Source organism: Sphingopyxis sp. 550B (assembly GCF_057401805.1).
The window spans coordinates 317,962-336,881 of the sequence record NZ_CM171610.1 but is presented as its reverse complement, the minus strand read 5'-3'; the positions used below and the strand labels follow the sequence as shown (position 1 = coordinate 336,881).

Below are 18,920 nucleotides of genomic sequence, written 5' to 3'. Positions count from 1 at the left end.
TCAATTCCTTGCTGGCGTCGGGGCGGACGAAAGCATGCGGTCCAGCATGCCGCCCACCTGCGGGCAGGGGGCATTGGGGTCGGGCGCGGCGTCGGCGGTGAAGCGGATTTCCTCTTCGGCCCATTGCCGGTCGAGCGCCTCCAGGTCGGCGGGGTCGTCGACGGGCGACAGCGCCTTCTGCGCGTCCTCGTCCTGCTCGACGCCGGCGATGTCGCAGAGCAGCGCGAGCAGCGGCGCATAGTCCGACTCGCGCTCGGCCAGCCGTGCCGCCAGCGCGACCAGGACAACCCCCGGTTCGGCCAGCGCCTCGCGCGCCGCCTCGGGCGGCAGCGTCGAGCAATAATCGAGGAAGAGCGGCAGATAGTCGGGCAGCTCGTTCCCCGTCGGCTCCAGCCCCGCGCTCAGATAGCGTTCGCGCAGGTCGACCATCGCTTGGCCGCGGTCGCGGCTTTCGCCGTGGACATGCTCGAACAGGTGCAGGCTGTGCGCCCGGCCGCGGTCGAACAGCTCGACATAGGCTTCCTGCGCGGCATAGATGTCGCTCGCGGCCAGCCGGGTCAGCAGCGGATGGAGCTGGCGGACGGTGTCCGGCGGCAGGTCCGCGTCGGCCGCCAGCCGCTCGCGGATCTCGCCGCAGACGGCCTGCAGTTCGGGCGTCGGATATTGCAGCAGCAGCGACAAGAGGTGCAGCGCGCGCATCAGAACACCTCCGTCGGCGTTTGCAGCTTCTTGCGCGCCGGGGCGCCGAACAGGTTCGTCTCGCTGGTCCCGCTCGAACAGCCATTGCCGAACGAAAAACCGCACGATCCGCGCTCGTCGAACATGTCCTCGGCATCCTCGCGGTGGCCCGTCGGAATGACGAAACGGTCCTCATAGTCCGCCAGCGCCATCACCTTGTACATCTCCTCGATCTGCGCGCCGGTCAGGCCGACGGCCGAGGCGATGCCCTCGTTCCGCACGCCCTCGACGGTCTTCGCGCGCATGTAGCCGCGCATGGCGAGCATCCGTTCGAGGCAACGCGCGATCGGCTCCTCGTCGCCCGCGGTCAGCAGGTTGGCGAGATATTTGAGCGGGATGCGCAGCGACCGGACGTCGGGCATGCCGTTGTTGACCGAAATCTGCCCCGCGGTCGCCGCCGAGTTGATCGGCGACAGCGGCGGCACGTACCAGACCATCGGCAGCGTGCGATATTCGGGATGGAGCGGAAAGGCGACCTTCCATTCCATCGCCATCTTGTAGACGGGCGAATGGCGCGCCGCCTCCAGCCACGCTTCGGGGACGCCGTCCTTGCGCGCCTGTTCGATCACCGCCGGATCGTGGGGATCGAGGAAGATGTCGAGCTGCGCCTGATAGAGGTCCTCGACGTCCTCGACGCTCGCCGCTTCTTCGATGCGGTCGGCGTCATAGAGCATCACGCCCAGATAGCGGATGCGCCCGACGCAGGTTTCGGAACAGACCGTCGGCTGTCCCGCCTCGATGCGCGGATAGCAGAAGATGCACTTCTCCGACTTGCCGGTTTTCCAGTTGTAATAGATCTTCTTGTAGGGACAGCCCGACACGCACATGCGCCAGCCGCGGCATGCCTCCTGGTCGATCAGGACGATGCCGTCCTCCTCGCGCTTGTAGATCGCGCCCGACGGGCAGGCCGCGACGCACGTCGGGTTGAGACAGTGCTCGCACAATCGCGGCAGATACATCATGAAGGTGTTCTCGAACTGGCCGTAGATTTCCTTCTGGACGCCCTCGAAGTTGTAATCCTCCGACCGCTTCGCGAATTCGCCGCCCAATATCTCTTCCCAGTTTGGGCCCCATTTCACCTTTTCCATCCGCTCGCCCGAAATCAGGCTGCGCGGCCGCGCGGTGGGGAAGGCCTTGCTTTCGCCCGCCTGCTGGAGGTGGGCATAGTCGAAGGTGAAGGGCTCGTAATAATCGTCGATCTCGGGCAGGTCTGGGTTGGCGAAAATCTTGGCCAGCAACCGCCACTTGCCGCCCATGCGCGGGCGGATCGAACCGCCCGCGGTGCGGACCCAGCCGCCGTTCCAGCGCTTCTGATTCTCCCAGTCCTTGGGATAGCCGATGCCGGGCTTGGTCTCGACGTTGTTGAACCAGGCATATTCCATGCCTTCGCGGCTGGTCCACACATTCTTGCACGTCACCGAACAGGTGTGGCAGCCGATGCACTTGTCGAGGTTGAGCACCTTGCCGATCTGGGCGCGAATCTTCATGCTACCGTCTCCCCTTCGGCGAGGGCCCCTTCGAGCCAGTCGACCTTCTGCAATTTGCGGACGATCACATATTCGTCGCGGTTGGACCCGACCGTTCCATAATAGTTGAAGCCATAGGCCAGATGGGCATAGCCGCCGATCATGTGCGTGGGCTTCAGGACCGCGCGCGTCACCGAATTATGGATGCCGCCGCGCTGTCCGGTCAGCGGCGATCCGGGGACGTTCACGATCTTCTCCTGCGCGTGATACATGAACAGCGTGCCCTCCTTCATGCGCTGCGAGACGACGACGCGCGCGACGAGCGCCCCGTTGCTGTTGAAAACCTCCACCCAGTCGTTGTCGACCAGCCCCGCCTTGGCGGCGTCGACCTCGCTCATCCACACGATCGGCCCGCCGCGCGACAGCGTCAGCATCAGCAGATTGTCGGTGTAGGTCGAATGGATGCCCCATTTCTGGTGCGGGGTGATGAAGTTGAGGATGACGTGCGGCGCATCCTTCGCCTCGTCGATCATCGGCTTCACCGCCTTGGTGTCGATGGGCGGGCGATAGACGCAGAAGCCTTCGCCGAAGGCGCGCATCCACTTGTGATCCTGATACAGCTGCTGCCGCCCGGTCAGCGTCCGCCACGGAATCAGTTCGTGGACGTTTGTATAGCCGGCGTTGTAGCAGACATGCTCGCTCTCCAGCCCCGACCATGTGGGGGAGGAGATGATCTTGCGCGGTTGCGCCTGGATGTCGCGGAACCGGATCTTCTCCTCTTCCTTGGGCAGCGCCAGATGGGTGTGGTCGCGCCCGGTGTTCTGCGACAGCGCGCCCCAGGCCTTCACCGCGACCTCGCCGTTGGTTTCGGGCGCGAGCATCAGGATCACCTCGGCCGCGTCGATCGCGGTGTCGATCCGCGGCAGGCCCTTCGACACGCCTTCGTCGAGCACCGCGCCGTTCAGCGCCCGCAGATTCTCGACCTCGTGGTCGGTGTTCCAGCCGATGCCTTTGCCGCCGTTGCCCAGCTTCTCCATCAGCGGGCCGAGCGACGTGAAGCGCTTGTGGAGATTGGGATAGTCGCGCTCGACCAGCGCGACGGTCGCCATCGTCTTGCCGGGGATGGGCTCGATTTCGCCCTTGCCCCAGTCGGCGACGTCGAAGGGCTGCGCGATCTCGTTGGGGCTGTCGTGCTGGATGGGGGTCAGCACCACGTCGTGCTCGACCCCCAGCACCTCCGGCGCGACCTCGGAGAATCGCTTGGCGATGCCCTTGTAGATTTCCCAGTCGCTGCGCGATTCCCACACCGGATCGACCGCGGCGGACAGCGGGTGGATGAACGGGTGCATGTCGGACGTGTTGAGGTCGTCCTTTTCATACCAGCTCGCGGTCGGCAGCACGATGTCCGAATAGACGCAGGTCGTCGACATGCGGAAATCCAGCGTGACCAGCAGGTCCAGCTTGCCCTGCGGCGCCTCGTCGCGCCACACGACTTCCTTGGGCTTCTGCCGGCCGGCCTCGCCCAGGTCCTTGCCCTGGACGCCGTGCGCGGTGCCCAGCAGGTGCTTCAGGAAATATTCGTGCCCCTTGCCCGACGAGCCGAGCAGGTTCGAGCGCCAGACGAACATGTTGCGCGGCCAGTTGGCCGGATTGTCGGGGTCGAGGCAGGACAGTTCCAGCTCGCCCGATTTCAGCGCCGCGGCGACATAATCCTTCGCCTCCTTGCCCGACGCCCTGACCGCCTTGCCCACGTCCAGCGAATTGGTCTTGAGCTGCGGCGCGGACGGGAGCCAGCCCATGCGCTCGGCGCGGACGTTGTAGTCGATCAGGCTCGCGTCCCAGTCGCCCTCCGGCGCGGTGGGGGACAATATCTCCCCGACGTCCAGCGTCTCGTAGCGCCACTGGTCGGTGTGGGCATAGAAGAAGCTGGTGCCGTTCATGTGGCGCGGCGGCCGGTTCCAGTCGAGCGCGAAGGCGAGCGCGGTCCAGCCCGTCTGCGGCCGCAGCTTCTCCTGCCCGACATAGTGCGACCAGCCGCCGCCGGACTGGCCGACGCACCCGCACATCACCAGCATGTTGATGATGCCGCGATAGTTCATGTCCATGTGGTACCAGTGGTTCAGGCCGGCCCCCAGGATCACCATCGACTTGCCCCTGGTGATCTCCGCATTGTGCGCGAATTCGCGCGCGATGGTGATGATCTGGTCGGCGGGCACGCCGGTGATCCGCTCCGCCCACGCGGGCGTGTAGGGCATGTTTTCCGCATAATCGCGCGCGACATTCGCGCCGCCCAGCCCCCGGTCGAGGCCATAATTCGCGCAAAACAGGTCGAACACCGTGGCGACATAGGCCTTGCCGTCCTTCAGCGCCATTTCGCGCACCGGCACGCGGCGGGGCAGCACGTCTGAATGCTCGGTGCCCTTGAAATGGTCATGCTCGCGGTTGCCGAAATAGGGAAAGGCGACATCGACGACATCGTCGTGATCGCTATCGAGGATCGCGGTCATGCGCAGGTTCGTGTCCGCGCCCCGTCCGTCCTTTTCCTCGAGGTTCCACTTGCCCTGCTCACCCCAGCGGAAGCCCGCCGAGCCGAGCGGTGCCACCGGTCGGCCGGTGTTGGCGTCGATCGCCACCGTCTTCCATTCGGGGTTGTTGGCCTCGCCGAGCGCATCGGCGAAATCGGATGCGCGCACCAGCCGTTCGGGGACCAGCCCGCCCTTGCCGGGCACAAGCCGGACCAGCATCGGCATGTCCGAATATTTGCGGCAGTAGTCCTCGAAATATTCGGCCTGCCGGTCGAGGTGGAATTCGCGCAGGATGACATGCCCCATCGCCATCGCCAGCGCGGCGTCGGTGCCCTGCTTGGGATTGAGCCAGAGGTCGGCGAACTTGGTCGCCTCGGCATAATCGGGGGAGACGACGGCGACCTTGGTGCCGCGGTAGCGCGCCTCGGTCATGAAATGGGCGTCGGGCGTGCGTGTCTGCGGCACGTTGGAGCCCCACATCATCAGGAAACCGGCGTTGTACCAGTCGGCGCTTTCGGGGACGTCAGTCTGCTCGCCCCAGGTCTGTGGGCTGGACGGCGGCAGGTCGCAGTACCAGTCGTAGAAGCTGAGGCAGGTGCCGCCGAGCAGCGACAGATAGCGCGCGCCCGCGGCATAGGAGACCATCGACATCGCCGGGATCGGCGAAAAGCCGACGACGCGGTCGGGACCGTGGGCCTTGACCGTATAGGCGTTGGCGGCGGCGATGATCTCGTTCACCTCGTCCCAGGTCGACCGGACGAAGCCGCCATGGCCGCGGATCGCGGTGTAGCTCTTGCGCTTCGCCGGATCCTCGACGATCGACGCCCAGGCGGCGACCGGCGTGCGGATCGCGCGCGCCGTGCGCCACAGCTTGAGCAGGCGCGAGCGCACCATCGGATATTTCAGGCGCTGCGCCGAATAGATGTACCAGCTGTAACTTGCCCCGCGCGGGCAGCCGCGCGGTTCGTGGTTGGGCAGGTCGGGCCGCGTGCGCGGATAGTCGGTCTGCTGCGTTTCCCAGGTGATGATCCCGCCCTTGACGTAGATCTTCCACGAACAGGAGCCGGTGCAGTTCACGCCGTGCGTCGAGCGCACGATCTTGTCGTGCTGCCAGCGCTTGCGATAGCCGTCCTCCCAGTCGCGGCTCTGATTGGTGGTGACGCCGTGCCCGTCGGCAAAGCTTTGCTTCGTCTTGCGGAAGAAGGTCAGGCGGTCGAGCAGCTGGCTCATGCGGAAACTCCCTGGGTGAGGGTGGATGGGGCGACGGGGGCGGGAACGCGTCCCCGCTCGATATCATACAGCAGTCCGCCGCGCCGCGTGTAGACGAACCAGGTCAGCGCGGCGCAACTCGCATAGAAGGCGAGGAAGCCGATCAGCGCCGCCAGCGGCGACCCCGTCGCCGAAATGGAGGAGCCGAAGCTCTTGGGGATGAAGAAGGCGCCATAGGCCGCGATGGCGGAGGTAAAGCCGACGATCGCCGCCGATTCCTTCTCCGCCTGCCGCAGTTGGTCGGCTGCGGACAGATGCGGCATCAGGCGCGGCACCTCCAGCCGCATGATGTTGGGGATCATCTGGAAGGTGGAGGCGTTGCCCACCCCGGTGACAGCGAACATGAACACGAACATGCCGAGGAAACCCCACCAGCTTTCGGCTTCGAGCGCATAGATCACGCCGACGACGCCGGCCATCATCAGCAGGAACACCCACAAGGTGACCCGTGCGCCGCCCCAGCGGTCGGAAATCCAGCCGGTCGCCGCACGACTGATCGCACCGACGAGTGGGCCGAGGAAGACGAACTTCAGGACGTCGATATCGGGGAACTGATGCTTGGCGAGCAGGGGAAGGCCTGCGGAAAAGCCGATGAACGACCCGAACGTGCCGGTATAGAGCCAGCTCATCAGCCAGTTGTGCTTGCGCTGGAAGATCACCGCCTGCTCGGCGAAGCTCGCCTTCGCGTCGGCGATGTCGTTCATCCCCAGCCAGGTGAGGATCGTCGAGGCGATGATGAAGGGCACCCAGATGAAGCCCGCGTTCTGGAGCCAGAGCTGGCTGCCGTCCGTGGCGATCTGCGGCGTGCCGCCGAGCGCGCCGAACACCCCCGCGGTAATGACGAGCGGGACGCCGAACTGCATCACCGACACGCCCAGATTGCCGAGGCCCGCGTTGACGGCCAGCGCGCTGCCCTTCTGCGCCTTGGGAAAGAAGAAACCGATATTCGCCATCGAAGAAGCGAAATTGCCCCCGCCGAAGCCGCACAGCAGCGCCAGCACCAGGAAGATGAAATAGGGCGTCGCGGGATTCTGCACCGCATAGCCGATCCCGAACGCGGGGATCAGCAGCGATGCCGTGCTCAGCGTCGTCCACAGCCGGCCGCCGAAGATCGGCACCATGAAGCTGTAGAAGATGCGGAAGGTCGCGCCCGACAGGCCGGGAAGCGCCGCGAGCCAGAAGAGCTGGTCGGTGGTGTAGTTGAAACCGATCAGCGGCAGCTTTGCCACGACCACCGACCAGACCATCCACACCGCGAACGCCAGCAGCAGCGCGGGCACGGAAAGCCATAGGTTGCGGTGCGCCACTTTCTGGCCGACCTCCTTCCAGAAGGCGGGGTCTTCGGGCTGCCACTCCTTGAGCACACGCGGCGAGCCGGTCGCGGCGTGAACGGCCTGCTGCGCCTTGACGCGCTCGGCATGGACCTTCGCCAGTTCGGGGAAAGGCGGCAGGGTGGTCGCTTCGGCGGCTTCGCGCTCCATCTGGCGGACCGCCGTGTGCATCCAGATGAAGGCGACCGCCACCAGCAGGAACAGCACGACGAAGCAGCTCGTCCAGATGCCGGTCAGGTCGCTGACGGCGCCGAAGACGATCGGCAGCACGAACCCGCCCAGCCCGCCGATCATGCCGACGAGACCGCCGACCGAGCCGACATGGTCGGGATAATAGACGGGGATATGCTTGTAGACCGCCGCCTTGCCGAGCGACATGAAGAAGCCGAGGATGAAGATCACGACCACGAAGGGGACGAGCCCCATCGAAGTCGAGAAGCGGATGTCGCCGTGGATGCCGTGAACCGTATAGTCGGTCGCCGGATAGGAGAGCATGAACAGCAGCACCAGCGACATGCCGAAGGTCATGTACATGACGCGCCGGGCGCCGAAGCGATCGGACAGCATGCCGCCATAGGCCCGGAAGACCGAAGCGGACAGCGAGAAGGCGGCCGCCAGCATGCCGGCGACCTTCACGTCGACGCCGTAGACTCCCATCAGATATTCGGGCAGCCACAGCGCCAGCGCGACGAACGCGCCGAAGACGAAGAAGTAATAGAGCGAGAAGCGCCAGATCTGCTCATTCTTGAGCGGGGCGAGCTGTTCCCGGAACGAACGCGGCGGAGTGCCGCTGCGTCGCCGGGCCGCGAGCGCCGGGTCGTCCTTCGCGAACAGGAAGAACAGCACCGCGACCGCGGCGAGCCCCGCCGCCCAGAACTGCGCCACAGCCTGCCAGCCGAGCGCGACCATCACCCAGGGCGCGAAGAATTTGGTGACTGCCGCCCCGACGTTCCCCATTCCGAAGATACCGAGCGCCGACCCCTGTTTTTCGGGCGGATACCATTTGGACACATAGGCGACGCCGACCGAGAAGCCGCCGCCCGCGACACCCATCCCCAGCGCGGCGAGCAGCATCAGCGGATAGGTTGCGGCGTGCGACAACAGGAAGGTCGCCCCCGCCGATGCCAGCATGGTCAGCGGAAAGACGATCCGGCCGCCGAACTGGTCGGTCCACACGCCCAGAAAGACGCGCACCAGCGACCCGGTCAGGATCGGCGTGCCGATGAGCAGGCCGAACTGGGTCTCGCTGAGGCCGAGCTCCCTCTTGATCTCGATGCCGACGATCGCGAAGATCGTCCACACCGCGAAACACACAGTGAAGGCGACGGTGCTGAGCGTCAGCGCGCCGTTCTGCTGGCTTCGGGTCGGTTGCACCTGTGCTGTCGATGCCACTTTATTTTCCCCTTCGGGCATATGGTGGCCGTACCCATGCCGACGGGGCCGAAAAGCGCCGTTGACCTGCGTCAAACTTCGTCGGCATCAGCGGTAAAATCGCCCCCGCCTGATGCGGCGCAATCCAGACTTCGTCGAAAGCTGAAAATAGGGTGATAATAGTCAATCGAATGATTGACATTGCGCAATCATCTACGTAGCCGAGGGTGATGCGCAGCGAAGAAATCCCTGAAATCGCGACCCTGCCGATGTTTGCGGCGATGCAGCCCGAATTACGCGATTCGGTCTTTGCCGCCGCCTTCCTTCAGGTGTTTCCGCCCGCCCTTCGTCTGTTCGAGGTTGGCGCGCGCGCCGATTTCCTGCATATCCTCGTCGACGGGCTGGTGGAACTCTATACCGCGAGCGCGGGACGCGAGGTCACGGTTCAGCTGGTGCGGCCGGTTTCGAGCTTCATCCTGGCCGCGGCCTATACCGATCAGCGCTATCTGATGTCCGCGCGGACGTTGTCGGCGTCGCGCATATTGATGATCCCGTCCTCGCTGCTGCGCGACGCCATCGTCCGCGACAGCGCATTCGCGCAGAGCGCGCTGACCGAAATCGCATTGCGCTATCGCACCGTGATTCGCGCCCTCACCGACATGAAGGTCCGGCAGACGCTCGAACGCCTCGCCAATTTCCTGTTGCTGGAAAGCAAGGCGCAGGGCGGTGCGGCCCAATTCACCCTGCCGGCCGAAAAGCGCGTGATTGCCTCGCTGCTCGGCATGGCGCCGGAAAATCTGTCGCGCGCCTGCGGCGCGCTGGCCGATCATGGGGCGCTGATCAACGGACCGACGGTGCGGATCGTCGATCGCGCGAAGCTCACCGCCCTTGCGCGGCCCGACATGGTCATCGACGACCAGTGACTATCGGGTCGCGCAAGGTGCGAAGGAATTGGGGTGGGATCGCAATAGGCCGAAGGACCCCACCCCGCCCGCTCCCCTGAAGGGGAAGGGGAATATCGTGCCGGCTGGGCCTGTCTCTAATAACGCGCCTCGATCGACAGCCACGCCTTGGTGGTGTCGCTGGCGAATCGCTGCGCATCGTAATGCGACAGCTTGAAAGAGGTCGTGATCCGCCGCGTCACCGGCACGGTCAGCCACGCCCCGGCTTCGCGACCGTAGTTTCGGCCGCCGTGCGTCGCGTTGAAATCGTGCCACTGCAAACGCAGCGTCGCCGGCGCATCGGTGAACACCGGACCCAGACGCCATTGCAGATCGCCATACAGGTCGCGCAGACCGTCGGCGGGCGTCGTCAGGAAGCGGTCGGTCCAGCCGTTGAACGCATGCAGCGTGGCGAGCGGGGTCTGAAGCGCCGTCGTGCCGTCGCCCTCCAGCCGTTCATAGCCGACGCGCGCGACGACCGGCCCGACCCCGAGGCCCGGCTCGATCAGCCAATAGTCGTGGCCGATGCGGCGCGGATTGGCGCCATGGCTTCGCTGATGCGCATATTCGCCGGCCATATACAGCTTGACGCCGCCGTCCATGGCATGATCGCCCGCGAAGCGGACGCCCAGCGTGCGTGACGACAGGGCGGGCGCGGCGGGCAGGTCGAGCCAATAGCCATAGGCGGTCAACGTGCCGGCGGTCGGCACCGTCGCCGAGCCGCGCAACAGGTGGATGTTCGAATCGCGCCAGATTCCCTGCGGCGAATCGGGCCCGAACACGCGGTTGACCCGCCAGCTGTGCACATAGTCGATCCGCGCGCCCGCCGCGGGTGCGATCCCGACCCGCACCGCGTCGAGCGTCTGGTCGTTCTGGCGCCAGTCGACGCTGCCGACCCAGCGCTGGTTGTCGAGATTGACGGTCTGCCGTCCGGCGACGACGTCGAGTTCCCGCGCCGGCTGCCAGCGCACATAGGCCTGGTTGAGCAGGACGTCGGTCGGGTCGGGCACGGCCGGATAGGCGGTGCGGCCGTTGACCGTGTCGTTATAATCCCTGGGGCCGAGTCGCACGACCGCCTCGCCCTCGACCAACGCGCTCAGCCCGTTCCAGACCGCGGTGCGCAGCCCGGCGCGCAGCCGCAGCGTGGATGCTGTGGCCGACTGGGCGATGTCCGCCTGATCGACCGTTTCGAGGCGATAGCGGGCGTGCAGATAGGGGGTGATCGGGTCGGGCGAGGCGGGCGATACCGCGGGCGCCGATGGCGCGGACGTGCCCTGTGCCGCGGCGCTCGACCATGGCGTGACCGATCCGATCAGGACCATCGCCAGTCCATGGCGCCAGATCAGGGATGAGGATGCGGATCGGTTCTGTATCATGGCGGCGCTCTTGCACCTTCGCGCGCTTTAGGAATTGATATCCGTCAATTGCGGTCGGGAATATCGACCCGGACCCGTCTCAGCGTCCGATCAGCGCGAGGAGGCGGTAGGCGGCGACGATACGGTCGGCCTGTGTCACGACCTCGCCAACCGCCGCCGCGGTTGCCTCGCGCTCGGCGTCGAGCCAGTCGAGCTGGGGTTTCATGCCCACCCGAACCTCGTGGCGGACGCTTTCGCGCGCCTGGTCGGCGGCGAGCCGCTGCCGGGCGGCGGCGGCTTCGACCAGTTCGGCGGTCCGAACATCCTGAAACGCGCCGATCGTCTGTTCGTCGACGGCGGACCGCGCCGCGCGGACCCGGGCGTCGGCCGCCCGGACGGCGCCGTCCGATTCGGCGATCTTCGCCGCGACGCGCCCGCCGGCGAACAATTGCCAGCGCGCGCGCACGCCGACCGTGGCGCCGTCGGCGCGGTAGTCGGGGAAGAACTGGTCGCGCAGCGTCGATCCTTCGGCGAAGGCTCCGACCGTGGGCAAGCGTTCGGCGCGTGCACCCCGCGCCGCCGCGCGCGCGGCCTCCAGCGCCGCCTCGGCCTGAATAAGGGCGGGGTTGTTCGCGCGCGCACTGTCGAGGGTCTCGTCGAGCGACGCGGGCATCGCCGGATTCGCCGGAAGCGGCCGCAGGTTCTGCGGCGCAAGACCGGTCAGGTTGGCGAAGCGCGCGTCCGCCGAGACGGCAAGGCCGCGCGCGCGTTCGAGCGCCGCCTGCGCCTCGGCGAGGCGCGCGGCGGCCTGGGCGACGTCGGTGTTGGGGCTTTCGCCGGCAGCGAAACGAAGCCGGGCGTGACGCTGGATTTCCTCCATCTGCCCGACCATCTGTTCGTAGAGCGCGATCATGTGCCGCGCCGTCAGTACGTCGCCATAGGCGCGGACCGTATCGACGACGATCCGGCTGCGGGTCATCGCCTCGCCGGCGCGCGCGGCCTCGCTGCCCGCCTTCGCCTGCGCGATCCCCGCGCCGACCCGGCCGCCCGTGAACAGCGGCTGCTCGATGACGAGCTGCGCGGCGCGCGGAGTGACGGTCGCCGCCGGAAGGCCGAAATAGCCCTGTGGGTCGAGCCGCCCCTGGCCGATCGTCCCGCTCAGCACCGCGCTGGGCAGGCCGTGACCCTTGGCCTCGGCAATGCGCGCGTCGGCGGCGTCGGCATCGGCGCGCGCAGCCTCGATCTCGGGCGCGTGGGTCATGGCGGCCGCGATCGCTTCTTGCAGCGTCGTCGCCTGCGCAGGCATGGCGACGCTCGCGAGCAGGCCGGCCAGCGTGGGGAGGGCGATCGACCGCACGGACATCACCGGAAGGCGGCCCCCGGACGCACGCCGAACGCCTTGAACAGCCGGGCGGCAGGGCAGAAGCCGGTAAGGCTCGCCTGGAGCATGTTGAGGCCGGCGAAGGCCGTCAGCGCGATCCACCACGGATGCACGGTGAGCGACAGGGCGACGCCGATCAGCACGACGCATCCGGCGAACGCCATCACGGCACGGTCGAGGGTCATCTTTGCACTCCTTCTTTTGCGGACAGTCAGAAACGCAACTTGCGGATACCCATGACGTGAAGCGCCAGCTTCTCGTAGAAGGGTTCGCTCTCGCCCCGGCGGATCTTGCGCAGGAAATATTTTTCGAAGCCGATCTTGGCGAGATGGACCCATTTGCCGCTTGCCGACCAGTTGACGTTGCGCGGCGGAATCTGCGGCTGGGCGACGAAGGCGACGCCGCCGTCGCCGAAGTCGGCGAGGCACACGGCGTTCCACGTCGCCTCGGCCGCCGGTTCCTTGCCGTCGAGGATTGCCGCGATGTTGGCGGCGATCGCCGTCACCATCGATTCGATCATGAAGCCGGTCTTGGGAACGCCGACCGGCACCGGGGTCGGACCCGTCGGCGGAATGGCGACGCAGACGCCGAGCGCGAAGATTTCGGGAAAGGCGGGGTTGCGCTGGCAACTGTCGACGATGACGAAGCCGCGCGGATTGGTCAGCCCCGCGATGTCGCGGATGGCGGGGACGCCACGGAAGGCAGGGAGCAGCATCGAATAGCCAAAGGGCAGGTCGTGCGTTTTCCTGACCGCGCCGTCCTCACCCACTTCTTCGACATGCATGACATCGGGCTCGACCCCGGTCACGCGCGCATTGGTGATCCATTTGATGTGGCGCTCGCGCAGTTCGCTTTCGAGCAGCGACTTGGTGTCGCCCACGCCGTCGAGGCCGAGGTGCCCGATATTGGGTTCGGCGGTGACGAAGGTCATCGGCACCTTGTCGCGAATCTTGCGGCGGCGGAGTTCGGTATCGAGGATCAGCGCGAATTCGTAGGCCGGGCCGTAGCAGGAAGCCCCCTGGACCGCGCCGACGACGATCGGCCCGGGGTTTGCGACAAAGGCGTCGAACGCATCGGCCGCGTCGGCGGCATGGGCGGTCTGGCAGATCGAGGCGGTATGGCCCTGCGGCCCCAGCCCCTCGATTTCGTCGAAGGCGAGATCGGGACCCGTTGCGATTACAAGATAGTCGTAATTGACCGATGTTCCGTCCTTGAGTTCGAGTCGCTTCTCTTCGGCATGAAGCCGCCGGGCACCCACCGCGGAAAAGCCGATCTTCTTCCTTTCGAACACGGGCGGGAGATGGATCTGGATTGCCTCCGGTTCGCGCCAGCGCACCGCGACCCAGGGGTTGGAAGGCACGAAACTATATGTATCCGTGTCGGACACCGTCATCACGTCGGCGCGATTTCCGACTGCCGCCCTGATCTCGTATGCGGCGAGCGTGCCGCCAAGTCCGGCGCCCAATATCACGATCAGCGGCTTGTCCATCTGCAATCCCTCCGTCCCATATGTTGACTATATAAGATTTACATATTATATGCAACTATCAAGTCAAAAGGGGGAAAATCCATGTTCGGGTTGCGAAAGCGCGACGCTCACCGCGAGGTCGGACCCGCCGAGCTGCGCGCGATGCTGGAGGCCGGCCGGGCGCTCCTGATCGACGTGCGCGAGGCGGGCGAGTTCGCGACCGGCCATATCGCGGGCGCAGTAAACATGCCGCTGTCGAGCTTTTCACCTCGTAATATCCCTGATCCCGAAGGGCGGACGGTCGTGCTGCAATGCGCGGGCGGGCGGCGCTCCGGGCAGGCGCTCGATCAATGCGCGCGGGCGCGCAGCGCGATCGATACGCATCTCGCAGGCGGCATCGCCGCGTGGAGGAATGCCGGGTTTCCGGTGGTCGGCGGCTGAATGTCGCCGCGAGAAGGGATATAGCGGGATGGGCAAGGGCTATTGGTTGGCGGGCGCCGTTCTGGCGCTATCGGCCTGCGGCGGCGAACCGGAGCGCGGCGCGGCGGCCGCGGCGCTTCCCGCCGGTACCACCCTACGCCTTGCGGACGCCCAGATCGCCGACATGAAGGCGGTGGGCGCGGAGATTGCTACGCGCGATCAGGCCGAGGCGTTGGCGCGCATAGCCGGCACGCTCGTCACCCTATCCGTCCGCGAAGGCGACACGGTCGAAAAGGGCCAGCGCATCGGTATGATCGTCGATTCGCGGCTCGGTTACGAAACGAGTGCTTATGGCGCGCAGGTCGCCGCCGCCCAGGCCGAGGCCGCGCGCGCCAATGCCGATATTGCCCGCATCCGCGACCTTTACGGGCACGGAGTTTATGCAAAGGCGCGGCTCGATCAGGCGGTGGCTGCGGCGCGCGCCGCCGATGCGCAGGTCGCGGCGGCGCGCGCGCAGCAGGGCGCGAGCGCCAGCGTCGCGGGGCAGGGCGCGGTGCTCGCACCCGCGAGCGGTCGCGTGCTTCGCGCCGATATTCCGGCGGGCTCGGTCGTCGCGCCGGGCATGTCGATCGCGACCGTCACCGCGGGCCCCCCGGTGCTGCGCCTGATGTTGCCCGAATCGGCCGCCGGGCAGGTTCGTCCCGGCGCTCGGGTGATCGTCGGCGATATGGGGTCGAACGATGCGGGCGCGCCTTCCGGGCCGCGCGAGGGCAGCGTGACGCAGGTCTATCCCGCGATCACCGGCGGGCGGGTCCGCGTCGATGCGACGCTGCCCGGCCTCGACACCCGGTTCATCGGCCGCCGCGTGAGCGCCTCGGTCGAGGTCGGGACGCGTCGGGCGCTGGTGGTGCCGCGTGCTTTCGTCACCACGCGCTATGGCATGGATCAGGTCCAGCTCGTTACCGGCGGCAAGCGGCTGAGCATGGTCCCGGTCCAGATCGCCCCCACCACCGATCCGGATCGGGTCGAGATATTGAGCGGCGTGGCGGCGGGCGACACGCTGTTCGCTCCCGGAAAGCCCGTCAAGGCCGTGCGCCCATGAACCTCGGCATCTCGGGCCGCCTGACAAGGGCGACGATCGCGTCGCCTTTGACGCCGCTGTTCCTTCTCGCTGCGATCGCCGTCGGCCTGCTCGCCCTCTTCTCCATCCCGCGCGAGGAGGAACCGCAGATCAGCGTACCGATGGTCGACATCCAGGTGATGGCCCCCGGCTTCTCCGCCGCCGATGCGACCGAACTGGTCGGCATTCCGCTCGAGACGATCGTCAAGAGCGTCGACGGTGTCGAGCATGTCTATACGCAGGCGCAGGACGACGGAGTGATGGTGACGGCGCGCTTCCTCGTCGGGTCGAACCCCGAGGATGCCGCGATCCGCATCGAGGAGAAGCTGCGCGCCAATTGGGATCGGAAACCCGTCGGCGTTCCCGATCCCAAGGTGACGGTGCGCGGCATCAACGACGTGCCCGCGGTCGTCCTGACGCTGTCGCCGAGGCCGGGCGCCGCGGGGCAATGGAACAACGGCAGCCTTTACGAACTGGCGGCGAAGCTGCGCACCGAGGTCGCCAAGGTCGACGACGTCGGGCTGACCTTCCTCGTCGGCGGCCGTCCGGAGGAAATCCGCATCGCCCCCGACCCCGCGAAGCTGCGCCAATATGGCGTGCCGCTGGGTAGCGTGGTCGAGGCGGCGTCGCAGGCCAACCGCAGCGTTCCGCTCGGCACCGTCCGCGAGGACGGCAAGGCGGTCGGCGTGACTGCGGGCCGCACGCTGGCGTCGGCGCAAGAGGTGGGGCTGCTGACGGTGCGGTCCGCCGGCGGCGCTCCTGTCTATCTTCGCGACGTCGCGAGCGTCACACAGGGGCCGCGTGAGGATCAGGCGCGGGCGTGGCGCTGGGCGAAGTCGGACGATGGAACCGGGGACGGCAAGTGGGACAGCGCGCCCGCTGTCAGCATCGCTTTCGCCAAGCGGGCGGGGGCCAACGCCGTTGTCGTCTCCGACGCCATCCTCGAACGCGTCGAAGGCCTGAAAGGCAAGCTGATCCCCGACGGCGTCGAGGTCGCCGTCACCCGCAACTATGGCGAGACGGCGAACGAAAAGGCGAACGAACTGCTGTTCCATCTGGCGCTGGCGACCGTTTCGATCGTCGCGCTGATCGGCTTCGCCATCGGCTGGCGCGAGGCGGCGGTGACGGCCGTGGTCATTCCGACGACGATCCTGCTCACCATGTTCGCGTCGAACCTGATGGGCTATACGATCAACCGCGTCAGCCTGTTCGCGCTGATCTTCTCGATCGGCATCCTCGTCGACGACGCGATCGTGATGATCGAGAATATCGCGCGCCACTGGGCGATGGATGATGGTCGCAGCCGCGCCCAGGCAGCGATCGAGGCGGTGGCGGAGGTCGGCAACCCGACGGTGGTCGCGACGCTGACGGTCGTTGCGGCGCTGCTTCCCATGCTGTTCGTTTCCGGCCTGATGGGCCCCTATATGGCGCCGATCCCGGTCAACGCCTCGGCGGCGATGATCTTCTCCTTTTTCGTCGCCGTCGTCATCGCGCCGTGGTTGATGATCCGCTTCGCCCGCAAGGCGCTGGTCCACGGCCATGACGAAAGCGGCGGCAGGCTGGGGCAGCTTTACGCCCGCGTCGCGCATCGCGTGATCGACACGCGGCGGTCGGCGCGCAATTTCCTGATCGCGGTCGGCGTCGCGACGCTCGTCGCCTGCTCGATGTTCTATTTCAAGGCGGTTACGGTGAAACTGCTCCCCTTCGACAACAAGTCGGAGGTTCAGGTCGTGGTCGACATGCCCGAGGGGACGGCGCTCGAAAACACCGGCCGGGTTCTGGAGGACGTCGCGGGGATCGCGCGCACGCTGCCCGAGGCGATGGCGATGGAGCTTTACGCGGGCACATCGGCGCCGTTCAACTTCAACGGCCTCGTCCGCCATTATTTCCTGCGCGCGCAGCCCGAACAGGGCGACGTGATGGTGACGCTGCTTCCAAAGGGCGACCGCAGCCGGTCGAGCCATGAAATCGCGCTGGACCTGCGTCAGCGGTTGAAGGCGCTGAAGCTGCCGGACAGCGCCTCGATCAAGGTGGTGGAAACGCCGCCGGGGCCGCCCGTGCTCGCGACTCTGCTTGCCGAAGTTTACGGCCCGGACGCCGCCACGCGCCGAAAGACGGCGACCGAACTGGAGGCGATCTTTCGATCCATCCCCTTCATCGTCGACGTCGACAACAGCTTCGGCGCGCCGCGGCCCCGGCTCCGCCTCGACATCCAGCGCGACCGCGTCGATTATTACGGGCTGTCGCAGCGGCAGGTCACCGATAGCATCGCCATGCTGATGGGCAGCCAGACGGTGGGCTATGCCCCGCGCGGCGACGGGCGCACGCCGCTTCCGATCACTATCGCGCTCGAACAGAAGGACCGGAGCTGGACGCAGGCGCTGTCGAGCACCCCCGTCGCGCAGGCCCCGGGGGGCCAGCTCATCGACCTGGGCGCCGTGGTCGAAGCGCGAGCCGAGGCGGGAAGCCCCGCCATCTTCCGGCGCGACGGCCGCTATGCCGACATGGTGATGGCGGAACTGGCGGGGACCTATGAAGCGCCGATCTATGGCATGCTGGCGGTCGATCGGGCGGTGGAGGCCCATGACTGGGCCGCGAAGGGGCTGACGAAGCCCGCCATCCGCCTCAACGGCCAGCCCGCCGACGAAAGCGCCCCGGCGCTGCTGTGGGACGGCGAGTGGGAGATCACCTGGGTCACGTTCCGCGACATGGGCGGCGCCTTCATGGTGGCCTTGCTGGGCATCTATATCCTCGTCGTCGCGCAGTTCCGCAGCTTCCGCCTGCCGCTCGTCATCCTGACCCCGGTGCCGCTGACGCTGGTCGGCATCGTCATCGGCCACATGCTGTTCCGCGCGCCGTTCACGGCGACGTCGATGATCGGCTTCATCGCGCTGGCCGGCATCATCGTGCGCAATTCGATCCTGCTGGTCGATTTCATCCGCCACGCCGCGACGCCCGACAAAGGCTTGCGCGACGTCCTGCTCGAAGCGGGGGCGATCCGGTTCAAGCCGATCCTGCTCACCGCGCTCGCGGCGATGATCGGCGCGGCGGTGATCCTGACCGACCCGATCTTTCAGGGTCTCGCGATTTCGCTGCTGTTCGGCCTTACCTCCTCGACGTTGCTGACAGTGCTGGTTATTCCCGCGATCTACATCCTTCTTCGAGACGACGGGAAGCCCGCGACCAGATGATGCCGCTCGACACGCCCCTGGCCCAACTCGCCCAGCACGCTGCGCATGCCGCGAGCGTGCTGAAGCTGCTCGCTCACGAACAGCGCCTGCTGATCCTGTGCCGGCTGATGGAGGGGGAATATGCGGTCGGGCAGCTGGTCGAGTTGTGCGGACAATCGCAGGCCAGCATGTCGCAGCATCTGGGGCGGCTGCGCGAGGGCGGGCTGGTCAAGACCCGCCGCGGTGGCACGACCATCTACTACAGCCTCGCCGATGACAGCGTCCGCAAGCTGATCGACATGCTGTGCGACCGCTTTGGGCCGCCCGACTGAGGCCGTTGAAGCAGGCTTCGATTCCGTCGCCAT

The 18,920-nt window shown here is 66.7% G+C and carries 13 protein-coding genes; 5 read left to right on the top strand and 8 right to left on the bottom strand.

The window, feature by feature from the left end; all coding sequences use genetic code 11:
• From narJ to AC2S9W_RS01560, 4 genes are read right to left on the bottom strand one after another with little or no spacing between them, the layout of a single operon-like run.
• Nucleotides 1-699, bottom strand: a complete 699-nt coding sequence (gene narJ / locus AC2S9W_RS01575; RefSeq protein ID WP_486571546.1) for a nitrate reductase molybdenum cofactor assembly chaperone — start codon at nt 697-699, stop codon at nt 1-3.
• Entirely contained in the window at nt 699-2,225 is a 1,527-nt protein-coding gene (gene narH, locus AC2S9W_RS01570; RefSeq protein WP_067111361.1) for a nitrate reductase subunit beta, read from the bottom strand. Before narH ends, narJ begins: the two co-directional genes overlap by 1 nt.
• A complete protein-coding gene (locus tag AC2S9W_RS01565; protein WP_486571545.1) occupies nt 2,222-5,959 on the bottom strand; it encodes a nitrate reductase subunit alpha in 3,738 nt (1,245 codons plus the stop codon). Before AC2S9W_RS01565 ends, narH begins: the two co-directional genes overlap by 4 nt.
• Entirely contained in the window at nt 5,956-8,721 is a 2,766-nt protein-coding gene (locus AC2S9W_RS01560; protein ID WP_199775019.1) for a nitrate/nitrite transporter, read from the bottom strand. The genes AC2S9W_RS01565 and AC2S9W_RS01560 overlap by 4 nt, the downstream gene beginning before the upstream one ends.
• A 209-nt stretch (nt 8,722-8,930) precedes the next feature.
• Here AC2S9W_RS01560 and AC2S9W_RS01555 point away from each other — a divergent pair, with 209 nt between their 5' ends.
• Entirely contained in the window at nt 8,931-9,623 is a 693-nt protein-coding gene (locus AC2S9W_RS01555) for a helix-turn-helix domain-containing protein (protein WP_067111353.1), read from the top strand.
• Nucleotides 9,624-9,739: 116 nt separating this feature from the next.
• On the opposite strand, the gene AC2S9W_RS01550 is transcribed toward AC2S9W_RS01555, so the two are convergent.
• The 4 genes from AC2S9W_RS01550 to AC2S9W_RS01535 all read right to left on the bottom strand — a co-directional run bounded on the left by AC2S9W_RS01550 (nt 9,740) and on the right by AC2S9W_RS01535 (nt 13,866).
• A complete protein-coding gene (locus tag AC2S9W_RS01550; protein WP_148650927.1) occupies nt 9,740-11,017 on the bottom strand; it encodes an alginate export family protein in 1,278 nt (425 codons plus the stop codon).
• Nucleotides 11,018-11,096: 79 nt separating this feature from the next.
• Complete coding sequence (locus AC2S9W_RS01545) at nt 11,097-12,359, bottom strand: TolC family protein (protein ID WP_486571544.1); 1,263 nt, start codon at nt 12,357-12,359, stop codon at nt 11,097-11,099.
• Nucleotides 12,359-12,562 (bottom strand): YgaP family membrane protein, encoded by a 204-nt coding sequence (locus AC2S9W_RS01540; RefSeq protein ID WP_067111344.1) that lies wholly within the window; start codon nt 12,560-12,562, stop codon nt 12,359-12,361. The genes AC2S9W_RS01545 and AC2S9W_RS01540 overlap by 1 nt, the downstream gene beginning before the upstream one ends.
• 26 nt (nt 12,563-12,588) lie before the next feature.
• Nucleotides 12,589-13,866, bottom strand: a complete 1,278-nt coding sequence (locus tag AC2S9W_RS01535) for an NAD(P)/FAD-dependent oxidoreductase (protein ID WP_486571543.1) — start codon at nt 13,864-13,866, stop codon at nt 12,589-12,591.
• 81 nt (nt 13,867-13,947) lie between these two features.
• Between AC2S9W_RS01535 and AC2S9W_RS01530 the strand changes: the two genes are divergently transcribed.
• From AC2S9W_RS01530 to AC2S9W_RS01515, 4 genes are read left to right on the top strand one after another with little or no spacing between them, the layout of a single operon-like run.
• Complete coding sequence (locus AC2S9W_RS01530; protein WP_067111338.1) at nt 13,948-14,286, top strand: rhodanese-like domain-containing protein; 339 nt, start codon at nt 13,948-13,950, stop codon at nt 14,284-14,286.
• 28 nt (nt 14,287-14,314) lie between these two features.
• Entirely contained in the window at nt 14,315-15,367 is a 1,053-nt protein-coding gene (locus AC2S9W_RS01525) for an efflux RND transporter periplasmic adaptor subunit (RefSeq protein ID WP_067186246.1), read from the top strand.
• Nucleotides 15,364-18,576, top strand: coding sequence for an efflux RND transporter permease subunit (locus AC2S9W_RS01520; RefSeq protein WP_486571542.1), 3,213 nt, complete (start codon nt 15,364-15,366; stop codon nt 18,574-18,576). The genes AC2S9W_RS01525 and AC2S9W_RS01520 overlap by 4 nt, the downstream gene beginning before the upstream one ends.
• Complete coding sequence (locus AC2S9W_RS01515; protein WP_067186244.1) at nt 18,573-18,887, top strand: ArsR/SmtB family transcription factor; 315 nt, start codon at nt 18,573-18,575, stop codon at nt 18,885-18,887. The genes AC2S9W_RS01520 and AC2S9W_RS01515 overlap by 4 nt, the downstream gene beginning before the upstream one ends.
• The last annotated feature ends 33 nt before the right edge of the window (nt 18,888-18,920 follow it).